Annotated in this window: 12 protein-coding genes; 8 read left to right on the top strand and 4 right to left on the bottom strand. The window is 26.0% G+C overall.

Going from position 1 to position 13,709, the window contains the following annotated elements; genetic code table 11:
• Positions 1-163 precede the first annotated feature (163 nt).
• The 4 genes from cysK (at position 164) to crr (ending at position 3,940) form a co-directional block, all read left to right on the top strand.
• Positions 164-1,114: a cysteine synthase A gene (cysK, locus tag AB4W59_RS00290; RefSeq protein ID WP_367673154.1), complete on the top strand. Its 951-nt coding sequence runs from the start codon at positions 164-166 to the stop codon at positions 1,112-1,114.
• A 181-nt stretch (positions 1,115-1,295) separates the two neighbouring features.
• On the top strand, positions 1,296-1,553 hold the full coding sequence (locus AB4W59_RS00285; RefSeq protein WP_367673153.1) for an HPr family phosphocarrier protein: 258 nt from the start codon (positions 1,296-1,298) through the stop codon (positions 1,551-1,553).
• A gap of 143 nt (positions 1,554-1,696) precedes the next feature.
• Positions 1,697-3,427, top strand: a complete 1,731-nt coding sequence (gene ptsI, locus AB4W59_RS00280) for a phosphoenolpyruvate-protein phosphotransferase PtsI (protein ID WP_367673360.1) — start codon at positions 1,697-1,699, stop codon at positions 3,425-3,427.
• Positions 3,428-3,436: 9 nt separating this feature from the next.
• Positions 3,437-3,940 carry a PTS glucose transporter subunit IIA gene (gene crr / locus AB4W59_RS00275; RefSeq protein ID WP_367673152.1) on the top strand — a complete coding sequence of 168 codons (504 nt, stop codon included), beginning with the start codon at positions 3,437-3,439 and terminating at the stop codon, positions 3,938-3,940.
• A gap of 821 nt (positions 3,941-4,761) precedes the next feature.
• Here the strand turns inward: crr and AB4W59_RS00270 are convergent.
• Positions 4,762-5,997, bottom strand: a complete 1,236-nt coding sequence (locus AB4W59_RS00270) for a tRNA CCA-pyrophosphorylase (protein WP_367673151.1) — start codon at positions 5,995-5,997, stop codon at positions 4,762-4,764.
• 420 nt (positions 5,998-6,417) lie between these two features.
• Between AB4W59_RS00270 and ribB the strand changes: the two genes are divergently transcribed.
• Positions 6,418-7,092 carry a 3,4-dihydroxy-2-butanone-4-phosphate synthase gene (ribB, locus tag AB4W59_RS00265; protein ID WP_367673150.1) on the top strand — a complete coding sequence of 225 codons (675 nt, stop codon included), beginning with the start codon at positions 6,418-6,420 and terminating at the stop codon, positions 7,090-7,092.
• On the opposite strand, the gene tsaD is transcribed toward ribB, so the two are convergent.
• Entirely contained in the window at positions 7,076-8,083 is a 1,008-nt protein-coding gene (gene tsaD / locus AB4W59_RS00260) for a tRNA (adenosine(37)-N6)-threonylcarbamoyltransferase complex transferase subunit TsaD (protein WP_367673149.1), read from the bottom strand. The two genes, ribB and tsaD, sit on opposite strands and share 17 nt — an antisense overlap.
• 234 nt (positions 8,084-8,317) lie before the next feature.
• On the opposite strand from tsaD, the gene rpsU reads away from it, so the two are divergent.
• From rpsU to rpoD, 3 genes are all read left to right on the top strand, one after another.
• On the top strand, positions 8,318-8,533 hold the full coding sequence (gene rpsU / locus AB4W59_RS00255; protein WP_367673148.1) for a 30S ribosomal protein S21: 216 nt from the start codon (positions 8,318-8,320) through the stop codon (positions 8,531-8,533).
• A 77-nt stretch (positions 8,534-8,610) separates the two neighbouring features.
• Positions 8,611-10,344, top strand: a complete 1,734-nt coding sequence (gene dnaG, locus AB4W59_RS00250) for a DNA primase (protein ID WP_367673147.1) — start codon at positions 8,611-8,613, stop codon at positions 10,342-10,344.
• Between the two features lie 104 nt (positions 10,345-10,448).
• Positions 10,449-12,287, top strand: coding sequence for an RNA polymerase sigma factor RpoD (gene rpoD, locus AB4W59_RS00245; protein ID WP_367673146.1), 1,839 nt, complete (start codon positions 10,449-10,451; stop codon positions 12,285-12,287).
• A gap of 72 nt (positions 12,288-12,359) precedes the next feature.
• On the opposite strand, the gene cysE is transcribed toward rpoD, so the two are convergent.
• Entirely contained in the window at positions 12,360-13,184 is an 825-nt protein-coding gene (gene cysE, locus AB4W59_RS00240; RefSeq protein ID WP_367673145.1) for a serine O-acetyltransferase, read from the bottom strand.
• Positions 13,185-13,251: 67 nt separating this feature from the next.
• A complete protein-coding gene (gene secB, locus AB4W59_RS00235) occupies positions 13,252-13,704 on the bottom strand; it encodes a protein-export chaperone SecB (protein WP_367673144.1) in 453 nt (150 codons plus the stop codon).
• Between the last annotated feature and the right edge of the window lie 5 nt (positions 13,705-13,709).

The following is a 13,709-nucleotide window of genomic DNA, read 5'->3' as shown; positions in this document are numbered from 1 at the left end:
TATTTCTATATCTTAAAAATTATTGAATTTTCAAAAAAAAAATTATTAAAAAAATTATTTTTTATTATGTATATTAAATATATATCAAAATAAATGATAAATAATTTATTAATAATTTTTGATATATGACTTATAAATATATTTTATACTATTTAAGGTAAATATGAAAAAAATATATACAGATAATTCTTTCACTATAGGAAATACACCACTTGTTCGTTTAAATAATATGGGATTAGGTAATATTTTAGTTAAAATTGAATCCAGAAATCCTAGCTTTAGTGTAAAGTGTCGTATTGGTGCTAATATGATATGGAGTGCAGAAAAAAAAGGACAATTGACAGCAAAGAAAGAATTAATAGAAGCAACTAGTGGTAACACCGGAATAGCATTAGCATATGTTGCCGCCGCGAGAAATTACAAATTAACTCTTACTATGCCAGATACTATGTCTGTTGAAAGACAAATGCTACTAAAAGCATTAGGAGCTAATTTAGTTTTAACTGACGGTCAATATGGTATGAAAGGCGCTATTACTAAAGCAAATAATATTGTATCTTTAAATCCTAAAAAATATATTTTGTTAAAACAATTCGAAAACCCTGCTAATCCAGAAATTCACCAAAAAACTACAGGACCAGAAATTTGGAATGATACTAATGGAAATATTGATGTACTCGTATCTGCAGTAGGAACAGGTGGTACTATTACAGGAATAACAAGATATATTAAAAACATAAAAAATAAAAAAAATTTTATCAGTATTGCTGTAGAACCTACAGAATCTCCGGTTATTACTCAATTTCTTTCAGGCAAAGATGTAAAACCTGGGCCGCATAAAATTCAAGGTATTGGAGCTGGATTTATTCCAAAAAATTTAGATTTAAAAATAATTGATCAAATTATTACCATCTCCAGTGAAGAATCTATGTTCACATCTCAAAATTTAATGAAAAAAGAAGGAATTTTAGCGGGTATCTCTTCTGGTGCAGCTTTAGGAGTTGCTTTAAAAATACAAAAACAAAGATGTTTTGTCAATAAAACAATTGTAGTGATTCTGCCATCTTCTGGTGAACGTTATTTAAGTACAGAATTATTTTCTACATTATTATAAAAAATAAATAAAAACAAGAAATACAGATATAATAAAAAACATTTTTAGCATTATTGACATAAGAAATATTATGTTTTAAAAAATTTTTTTATTTATCATTTATAATTTATATATAGGCCATTTAGTAACATTATTCACAATAATAACACATACCACGTATTCACAATTAAGTGAGAAAAATATGTTTCAAAAGACAATTACAATAAATGCACCACATGGATTACATACTCGTCCTGCAGCACAATTTGTAAAAGAAGCAAAAAAATTTATATCTGAAATTCATATTATTTATAATGGCAAAAAAGCTAATGCAAAAAGTTTATTTAAAATTCAAACATTAGGATTAGCTAAAGGCAGTGTCATTGTTTTATCCGCAGAAGGAGAAGACGAACAACAAGCCATTCAATATTTATCTCAAATAATTATAGAATTGGAGTAATTTTTAAGTAAAAAGAGCTATGTAAAATTTTGCAAAATAAAAACATAATTATTGTTTTCTAAATTATTTTATATAAAAAAAATTTTGCCTGACATTCAATATTTTTTCTATAAATCAATATAATGAACATTAAAGGTAATGTTATGATTTCAGGCATTTTAGCATCACCGGGTATCGCTTTTGGCATCGCTCTTTTATTAAAAGAAGAAGAAATTGTCATTAACCGGAAAAAAATTACTATTAAAGACGTTAAAAAAGAAATACAAACGTTTTTTAATGGTAGAAAAAAATCAGTTGATCAATTAGTAGAAATAAAAAATAAAACAAAAAAAGATAGTATTTTTGAAGGGCATATTATGCTTTTGGAAGATGAAGAACTGGAAAAAGAAATTATTTCTTTAATTGAAAAGAAACATATTTCTGCCGCTGCATCAACTGAGTTGGTTATTGAAAGCCAAGCGAAAGTATTATCTAATTTACAAGATGAATATTTAAAAAACAGAGCTATAGATGTACGAGATATAGGGCATCGATTATTAAAAAATATATTAAATTTAAATATAATTGATTTAAATAATATTAACGACGAAGTGATTCTAATTGCAAAAGATTTAACTCCTTCAGAAACAGCTCAAATTAATCTTAAATATGTATTAGGTTTTATAACGGATTTAGGTAGTAAAACATCACACACATCAATAATAGCTAGGTCGCTAGAAATTCCAGCAATTGTTGGTACAGGTAATATTACTAATATGGTCAAGAGTAATGATTTTATCATATTGGATTGTATTAATAACCAAGTTTTAATCAACCCATCTCAAAAATTAATTGATGAAAAGAAAAAAATAAAAAGAAATTATTTTTTGAAAAAAGATAAATTATTAAATTTAAAAAATTTACATGCTACTACTACTGATGGACATAGTATTAAAATTGGTTCTAATATTAGCAATGTAAAAGATATTGAGTCTGCAAAAAAATATGGTGCTGAATGCATAGGCTTATACAGAACAGAATTTTTATTTATGGAAAGAGATTCTTTACCTAGCGAAGAAGAACAATTTCAAGCTTATAAAAAAATCACTGTTGCTATGAAAAACAACCCAGTTATCATAAGAACAATGGATATTGGCGGAGATAAACATTTGCCATATATGAATTTGCCAAAAGAAGAAAATCCTTTTCTTGGTTGGCGCGCAATAAGAATTTGTATTGATCGAAAAGAAATTCTTCACGCACAAATTAAAGCCATTCTTAGAGCATCTGCCTACGGCAAAGTACGTATACTATTTCCAATGATTATTTCAGTGGAAGAAATTAAAAAATTAAAAGTTGAAATCAATATCTTAAAATCTCAACTATACAATAGTAATATTAAATTTGATTCGGATATTAAAATTGGAATTATGATCGAAACACCTGCATCGGCTATAATAGCTGAATTTTTAATAAAAGAAGTTGATTTTTTTAGTATTGGTACAAATGATTTAACACAGTATACTTTAGCAGTAGATAGAGGTAACGATTTAATTTCACATCTTTATAATCCCATGAGTTTACCTGTTTTAAAACTAATCAAGAAAGTAATCGATATTTCACATACGGCTCAAAAATGGACAGGCATGTGTGGAGAATTAGCCGGTGATGAGCGCGCAACTATTCTTTTATTAGGAATGGGATTAGATGAATTTAGCATGAGCTCTGCAAGTATTCCTAAAATTAAAGAAATTATTCGTAAAATATCTTTTTCAAGCGCAAAAAAATTAGCAACAAAAGTTTTACAAAAATCTACTGCAGAAGAGATAAATTATTTAATAGATACTTTTATTAAAAATAATACACTAAAAACTAAAAAAAATAGCAGTTCTTAGGAGAAAAAAATGGGTTTATTTTCTGCTTTTTTTAATAGTAAAAAAAATAATTTTTCTAAAAAAATAGATATTATAGCACCATTATCCGGAGAAATAATAAATCTAGAAAACGTACCAGATATGGTATTTTCTAAAAAAATTGTAGGTGATGGTATTGCAATCCAACCCTCTGGAAGTCAAATATTATCTCCAGTTAACGGCGTTATTGGAAAAATATTTGATAGTATGCATGCTTTTTCTATTGTTTCCGAAGATAATGTAGAGTTATTAGTACATTTTGGAATTGATACCGTCAAACTTCATGGGAAAGGATTTTCAAAGATAGCTAAAGATAATCAATCAGTAAAAATAGGGGATGTTATTATTAACTTTAATATAGATTTTTTAAAAAAAAATGCTAAATCTATTGTAACACCTGTTATTATATCTAATACGGATAATTTTAAAAAAATAGAAAAATCATCAGGTACAGTTACTGCTGGAAAAACAATTATTTTTTCATTATACAAGTAAAATTATATATAAAACGGTACTTTTAGTGCCGTTTTATTTTTTTAATAAGGAATAAATATGTTTTTATAAAATTTTTTTCATTATTATTATTGGATCCAGAGAAGATATAACTTAATTGCTGTCTATATCTTCTAAGAAATATATAATTTTATAGAACTCGTTTTAAAAATAAAAAACATAATATTAAAATATTAATATATTTACTTAGTTAAAAAACAAAATTAATAATTTTTTGTGTTTTTATAAAAAATTTTCAGATTAAAAACATATGAAAAAATATAAATATCTTGAATTTCTATTTCACCAAAAATTATCAAAGTTATATAATTCAAACAAAATTCAATAATTTCTTCATACTAATAGAAAAAAATATATTTTTAGTCTCAAATAATTTTTACTAAAAAATAAACATTTAAACCTAAATTAATTATTACTTGTTATATAATATTATTTTAAATCATATTTTGTCATGAATTTTCTTAAATATCTTTCCATTATATCCTGGTATGTATAATTTAAACTACATTTAAAAAATGAATTGTCATAAAATATCAAAAATCTATTACAAAAGAATATTATTTTTTTTACATCTATGGTTTTTTTAAAAAACTTTCTTATTCAATAAATAGTACACAATTGATTAATATAAAATATTTTTATTTATCTTTATAATTTTGATATTTTTTATCACTTGTGTTTATATAAAAATGATTTAATTTTATTAAAAATATTTTACTTTTAGATATATATTTATTAATATTTACTATATTAATATTTTGTTTTAGAGATATAAAAATATTATATATCAATCATTTTATTACTTATATCTTTGTCATGCATTGAGAGCGCCATAATTCTAGTTTTTTAATTCTTAAACGTAGCAATTCTTCTTTTATTTTAGATCCTTTAAATCCTTGATGTAAAATTAATTTTACCGAAATTGTATTTATCACAGAAAATGACTGTTGTAAAAAATCACCAGATCTTATATTTAAAAGATTATTGGAAAAAACATTATAAAAATTAAAATTAGTTAAAGATACTAATTGGTTCATACGCTCAGGTCTTCTCCAAGCATCAATTTTTAAAAATAACATAATAATATTATATGATGACTGATAATGAATATTTTTTAAAAAATCAAAAAAACCCGCACTAATCATAGACAAATTTTTAACACAAGATGGAACATGTAACCGCTTACATAATTTACTTACAATAGAAGCTGCATTTTTATTATAAAAACTTTTTACAATATGACTTTCATATTGAGCCATTCCAAAAAATTGACACAAATAAGCAAAACGTATATTTAAATTAGAATGCATAACAGCAAGTTTAGATAATCCCATAAATATTAAAAATTTATTTTCTACGTTTGGGATATGAAAAAAATTTAAAAAATATTTTTTTTCATATAAATAATGCATTTCTGGAAACAAATATTTTAATGCCTTACAACTATATAAAATTTGAAAATAAACATGTGGATTTTCTGTTTTCAAAGCCTTTTTAGTTTCATTCCATATTCTATTGGCAGTTAAATATAATAATTCTTTTTTTTCTACGATAACACGCATTAATACCAGTGTCTCTTTAGCAATTTGAAATCCTAAATGTGCCAAAGAAGAAGCAAATCTTGCTGTACGTAAAACACGTAATGGATCTTCTATAAAAGCATTTGAAACATGACGTAATATTCTACATTTTATATCTCTTTTTCCATTAAAAGGATCTATATAATTCCCATATTTATCTTGAGCAATTGCATTTATAGTCAAATCGCGTCTAATCAAATCATCTTTTAGTGTAATATTAATATTATAATGTGTACTAAATCCAGAATATCCTTTTCCAGATTTTCTTTCTTGTCGTGCTAAAGCATATTCTTCATGAGTTTCTGGATGTAAAAATACTGGAAAATCTTTTCCCACTTGCTGAAAATTTTTGTCTAATAACATTTTTTTAGTTGCACCAACAACCACCCAATCTTTATCTTTGATAGGTAAATGTAACAAAGAATCTCGAATAGCGCCTCCTACTAAATATATTTTCATATAATACTCTTTTATAAAAAAAAATATATCATAAATTATTTATGTCATTTAAAAAAATTTTGAATTATAAAACACAGAACAATACATAATATTTTTTTAAAATATAATTAAACTATTATGTTAATAACTTATAAAAATGTGTATTGTGTATAAAAATTTTATAATAAATATTTATACCCTATTTTTGATTATATAATATATACTATATTGATTATATAAAAAATATTCAAAAAATATTTTAAAAGTTGTTCTATATAGAAATAAAGTATAGGTTTCTTCTTGAATGCAAAACATCTATAAACAATATTATATAATAAAAAAAATAATAAAAATTTGTATTTTTCTTACAATCCGCTTAAGATATAATAAAATACTTCCTGTTCTTATTAAAGAATCGAATTATTTATAAAGGCTGGAAAAATGAATCAAAAATTATTATCACAATTTGGAACGCCTACAGAAAGAATAAAACAAGCTATTAGTGCATTAAAATTAGGTCAAGGTATTATAGTATTAGATGATGAAAAAAGAGAAAATGAAGGAGATCTAGTATTTACATGTGAAAATATGACCGTAGAACAAATGGCTCTAACTATTCGATATGGAAGCGGAATTGTCTGTCTTTGTATTACTGAATCGAAACGCCAAGAATTGAATCTACCAATGATGGTACAAAATAATACCAGTATATATCGTACTGCATTTACTGTTACTATTGAAGCCTCCCGGGGAATTTCTACTGGTGTATCAGCCAAAGATAGAATAACTACAATTAAAACTGCTATAGCTGATGATGCAAAACCTAACGATCTTAATAGACCAGGTCATATATTTCCTTTAATAGGTCATTCTGGTGGTATTTTAAAACGAGCTGGACATACTGAAGCTGCTATCGAGATGGCATCTCTAGCCGGTTTTAAACCAGCAGGAGTTATTTGTGAATTAACAAATAAAGATGGATCTATGATGCGTGCTCTGGAAGCTATAGAATTTTCTAAATGTTATAATATGAAAATATTAACTATCAAAGATATAATCTTATACGTAAAAAAGATTAATATAAAATATAAAAAAATATTTAAAACAAATCTTTAATTAACCATTTAGATCGAACTTTTATTTCTAATTGATTTTTTTTTGCTTCATGTCTACGTAAAAAACCCAAGTAAGCAATCATTGCGCCATTATCAGTACATAATTTCGGATGAGCAAAAAACACTTTTCCATTAAAATATTTTTTTATCATCATATCTGCTTTTTTTCGTAATAGCAGATTGGCACTAACACCACCAGCAATGACTAATTTTGTCCATCCTTTATTTTGCAATGCTTTTTTACTTTTAATTAATAATATATCAATAACTGCATCTTGGAAAGCTTGAGCAATATTAGCTTTCATTTGTATATTCAAATCATGTTTTTTAATCATATTAGCAGTAAACGTTTTTAAACCAGAAAAACTAAAGTCTAAATTTGAATGATTAATCATAGGTCGAGGAAAAAATAAAGTATTCTTTGTACTCATCTGAGCTAGTTTAAAAATTTCAGGACCGCCGGGATATCTTAGCCCTAACAGTTTCGCAATTTTATCAAATGCCTCACCAGCTGCATCATCAAGAGAATCACCTAACAATTCATATTTACCAAATTCTTGTGCACTAATTAACTGAGTATGTTTTCCAGATACTAGTAATCCAATAAAAGGAAATTTAATAGACGAATCACTTAACATAGGCGATAATAAGTGTGCTTCCATATGATTTACGGGTACAATGGGAATTTTTAAAAAAAAACTCAAAGAGCTTGCAAATGCTGCACCAACTAATAATGAATTTACTAAACCAGGACCTGCGGTATATGCAATTAAATCAATTTTCGGCATAATAGTTTTTTTTGTAAAGATTTTTTCTAAAAAAACAGAGATAGTATTCATATGAACACGAGCTGCTAATTCAGGTACAACGCCACCATATAAAGTATGTAAATCATTTTGACTGTGTAATTCATTACTAATGAATCCATGATTACTATCGTATATAGCGATTCCAGTATCATCACAGGAAGTTTCAATTCCTAATACTTTCATATGTTTTACCTATTAATAATTAAAATAAGAACAAAATAGATTTCACAATTATTTTAAATTAATGTTATTCTAAGTAAAGAAAATAAGCAATAAAGATTGTTATCATTTATTGAAATATAAAATGATGCTTTACAATATTATATTAATTAATATAGGATTTATTATTTAATGTGATTATATAAATTTTATTAAGTATTATTTTACATAAATAATAAAATAGAGGTGAATATTATAATGCCCATCATTAAAGTACGTGAAAATGAACCTTTCGACGTAGCACTACGCCGCTTTAAAAGAGCTTGTGAAAAGGCTGGAATATTATCTGAAATTCGTAGAAGAGAATTTTATGAAAAACCTACGACAGAACGAAAAAGAGCAAAAGCCTCTGCAGTAAAGCGTCTTGCAAAAAAACTAACACGAGAAAATGCAAAACGTATTCGAATGTATTAATTATATTTTTTGATTATCATAAAATAGCGAAAAACTATTCCTACTGATAAAATAGACAATAACTTTTTACAAAATATATGTCTGGAAAAATACCGAAACATTTTATTCATGATCTATTAACTCAAACCAATATTGTAGATCTCATTAATGCGCGTATAAAATTAAAAAAGCAAGGCCAAAATTATAAAACTAACTGTCCTTTTCATCATGATAAAACTCCATCTTTTACTGTAAGTTATGAAAAGCAATTTTACTATTGTTTTGGATGTAGTGCACATGGAAATGCTATTGATTTTCTTATCAATTATGATCATTTAAATTTTATAGAAAGTGTTCAAGAATTGGCTTTAACCAATGGAGTTAAGATACCATTCCAAACAATATACAATAATGAATATAATAAAAAACAAAAAATTTATTCATTAATGGAAAAAATATCTAGATTATACCAAAAAAATATACTACTTACTCATGTAGCTCAAGAATACATGAAAAAAAGGGGAATTAGCAAAAAAATGATGGATATTTTCTCCATTGGTTTTGTCAGCAAAGATTGGAAGCAATTTTCTAAACAGTTCAATATTACTAAAAATTTTCAACAAGACCTCATACATTATAAAATTTTATCCATTAATCAAACAGGTTATATATACAATCGTTTTTATGGACGCATTATTTTTCCCATTCATAATAAAAATGGAAAAATTATCGGTTTTGGCGGTCGTTCTTTATATGATATTACACCTAAATATCTAAACTCTCCTGAAGATAATATTTTTCATAAAGGAAAAGAAATTTACGGATTATATCAGATTAAAAAAACATGTTTAAAACCAAAATATTTACTAGTAGTAGAGGGTTATATTGATGTTATAACATTAACACAATATAATATTTGTTATGCTGTTTCATCTCTTGGCACCGCAACAACAGAGGATCAAATTAAAATTCTTTTTAATGTTACAGATACAGTTATATATTGTTATGATGGAGATGTATCAGGTGTTAATGCAGCTTGGAGAGCATTAAAAATTGCTCTTCCATATATCTCTGACGAAAAAACATTAAAATTTATATTATTACCTATTAATGAAGATCCGGATACTATAGTTCGTAAAGAAGGAAAAAACAATTTTCAAAAACGCATTGATAATGCTATGACCATGTCTGAATTTTTTTTTCAAAATATATTAAAAAATGTTAATTTATCGTCTACAGATGACAAATTTTATTTAAGCAAAAGTGCTCTTCCTTTAATTAATAAAATCCCCAGTGATACAATACGTATTTATTTTCGACAAATATTAGCTAGAAAAATAGGTATTTTAGATGATAATCAATTTGAAAAATTTTTATATGAAAAAGAAAATCTTCAATATAAATATTATAATTTTAAAATTAAACGCACTCCAATGCGCACTCTAATTGGACTTCTTATACAAAATCCTAATCTATCTAGAATAATACCTAAAGAACTCAATCTAAATAATATTCATATTAAAGGTTTTCCTATTTTTTTGGAAATATTAAATAAATGCATTCAATTTCCGAATATAAATATGGGTCAACTATTAGAATTTTATCGAGAAAAAAAAATTATTAGAATTTTAAACATTTTAGCTAGGTGGGATCATATGATTGCACCTAAAGAAATTAATAATATGTTTTTAGACTTATTAATGAATATATATGATAAAATTTTGGAAAAAAGATACGAACATCTTATTTCAAAAGAAAGAATACATGGATTAACAATAAGTGAAAAAAAAGAAGTATGGTCAATTAACAAATCATTATCAAAAAAAAAATGACATTTGATATTTATAATTTTAAAATAAAAAATATTTTTATTACTCATTATTGACAATAATAGTCAATTAATACTCATAAAATTAAACCAGTTGGATGCCATCTTATGGAGCACAATCCAAAATCACAACTTAAGCTACTTGTTACTCATGGCAAAGAGCAAGGATATTTAACATATGCTGAAGTAAACGATCATTTACCAGAAGATATCATTGATTCTGAACAAATCGATGATATTATTCAAATGATTACCGATATGGGCATTCCAGTATTAGAAGAAGCCCCAGATTCTGATGATCTAATTTTAAATGAAACTAGTTCGGATACAGATGAAGATGCAGTGGAAGAAGTCACACAAGTACTTTCTCACGTAGAATCTGAAATAGGTAGAACTACTGATCCAGTACGTATGTATATGCGCGAAATGGGAAGTGTAGAATTACTTACAAGAGAAGGTGAAATTGATATTGCCAAACGTATTGAAGAAGGTATTAATCAAGTACAATGCTCTGTTGCAGAATATCCAGAAGCAATTACTTATCTTCTTGAGCAATATGATCGAATTAAAACTGGACAAATCAGATTATCTGATATAATTACTGGTTTTATTGATCCTAATGCAGAAAATTTTTTCTCCCCTGGACATATTCATATTGGTTCCGAACTAGTTCATACAGAACATAATCATGAAGAGGATGAAGAAAATAATCCAGAAGACAATGAAGACGATCAGATAATTGATCCGGAATTAGCAAGAGAAAAATTTTCTGAACTACGTAATCAATACATTAATACTAGTAATACAATAAAACAGAAAAATCGAAATCATAAAGATTCATTATTAGCTATACATAATCTTTCTGAAATTTTTAAACAATTTAGATTAGTACCAAAACAATTTGATTATTTAGTAAATAATATGCGTTATATGATGGAAAGAGTACGCATACAAGAAAGATCAATTATGAAATTATGTGTAGAACACTGTAAAATGCCTCGAAAAAATTTCATCCATTTTTTTTTAGGGCACGAAACAAATAATCAATGGATTATTATTGCACAAAAAATGAATCAACCATGGTCTGAAAAAATTAAAGATGTAAAAGAAAATATTATAACTCGTATTAATAAATTAGTAAAAATAGAAGAGGAAACAGGTTTAACTATTGAGCAAGTAAAAGATATTAACAAAAGAATGTTAATTGGAGAACTAAAAGCTAAGCAAGCAAAAAAAGAAATGGTAGAAGCAAATTTAAGACTTGTTATTTCTATTGCAAAAAAATATACTAACCGCGGTTTACAATTTTTAGATTTGATTCAAGAAGGTAATATCGGATTAATGAAAGCAGTTGATAAGTTTGAATATCGTCGTGGTTATAAGTTTTCTACTTATGCAACTTGGTGGATCAGACAAGCCATTACACGCTCTATTGCCGATCAAGCTCGAACTATTCGAATTCCCGTACATATGATTGAAACAATTAATAAACTTAATCGTATATCAAGACAAATGTTACAAGAAGTTGGGCGAGAACCTACACCTGAGGAATTGTCAGAAAAAATGCTCATTCCAGAAGATAAAATAAGAAAAGTCTTAAAGATAGCAAAAGAACCTATATCTATGGAAACCCCAATTGGTGATGATGATGATTCACATTTAGGTGATTTTATAGAAGATACAACTTTAGAGCTACCATTAGATTCAGCCACATCTGAAAGTTTACGTTCTGCTACGCATGATGTTTTAGCTGGATTAACAGCACGTGAAGCTAAAGTTTTGCGTATGCGATTTGGTATTGATATGAATACTGATCATACGCTAGAAGAAGTAGGAAAACAATTCGATGTAACACGCGAAAGAATTCGTCAAATAGAAGCTAAAGCACTAAGAAAATTGCGCCATCCCAGCCGATCAGAAATATTACGTAGTTTTTTAGATGATTGAAATATTTAATATTTAGTTTAAAAAAATATACTATGATTACATAGATAAACATTTTTATAATGTGATATTTAACTAAATTCCATCACCATATTGAAATGTTTCTACATTTAAACGGTATTTATAATCTTTTCTAAAAAATATTTTTTTACTATCTAATTGACTAACAATTTTTGCTGGAACACCGGCAACTGTAACATATGAAGGTACAGTGTGTAATACGATAGAACCAGCTCCTATCTTGGAACCTACACCCACTTCAATATTACCTAAAATTTTAGCTCCCGCACCAATCATTACCCCCTCTCTAATTTTAGGATGTCTATTTTTACCACTATTTTTTCCTGTTCCACCTAACGTTACTGACTGTAAAATGATAACATTATCTTCAATTATAACGCTTTCACCAATAACAATACCAGTTGCATGATCCAGCATGATGCCTGATCCTATATTTGCAGCTGGATGAATATCAATAGAAAAAATACTAGACATTCTACTTTGTAAATAAAGAGCCAATTCAATTTTTTTTTCTTTCCATAGAATATGATTGACTCTATGTATAGCTATCGCATGAAAACCTTTTAAATATAGAAATGGTGTTAAATAATTTTTTACCGCTGGATCTTTGGTGACAATACATACTATATCTCGAACTAAACATAACAATATATCTGGATATTTTATATATATATTGCGTAAAATTTTTTTTAAGCAATGTTTTGATATAAGTGATGTAGATAATATATTAGACAACATATAAATTAAAGCATCACCCAACGTTTTATGCTGTAATACACTTTTTTTATAAAATTTATATAAAACAGGTTCTTTTTTACTCATCAAATCAGCTTCGTTTTTTATTTTGTTCCATATATCTACTGTACTGATAAAACCCATATATTTGCCTTAATATATCTTGTAGATTATATTAAAATATTTTTAAAAATTTTTTATACTATGATTATTATTTTTTTATGTTATTTTTTTCTAATTCAATTTTTTTATAATAAATAGAATCAAAATTAATAGGTGCAAGATTTAATTGAGGAAAACTAGCATAAGATACTAAATTTGATATACATGATCTTGCATATGGAAATAAAATATTTGGGCAATATGCACCTAGACAATGCTGAAGAACTTTATTATTTAAATTAATAATCGAAAAAATACCAGCTTGATGTACATCACATAAAAACACTAATTTATCTTGATGTTTTACAGTTACTCTAACATGTAAAATAACTTCAAATATATCTATATCTATTTGAAAAGACGTAGTATTTAAATCAATATTTATAATAGGTTTCCAGCTAATATTAAAAACATCAGGTGTATTAGGAGCTTCAAAAGAAACATCTTTAACATAAATACGTTGAATCTCAAAATATTTTGGTTCTATTTTTTTTTCTGACATATATA

Origin of the sequence: Buchnera aphidicola (Cavariella theobaldi) (genome assembly GCF_964059165.1) — a bacterium.
In the GTDB taxonomy this organism is placed as follows: domain Bacteria; phylum Pseudomonadota; class Gammaproteobacteria; order Enterobacterales; family Enterobacteriaceae; genus Buchnera; species Buchnera aphidicola_BO.
The sequence above is the reverse complement of the archived record's forward strand: the minus strand, read 5'-3'. Positions and strand labels throughout refer to the sequence as shown.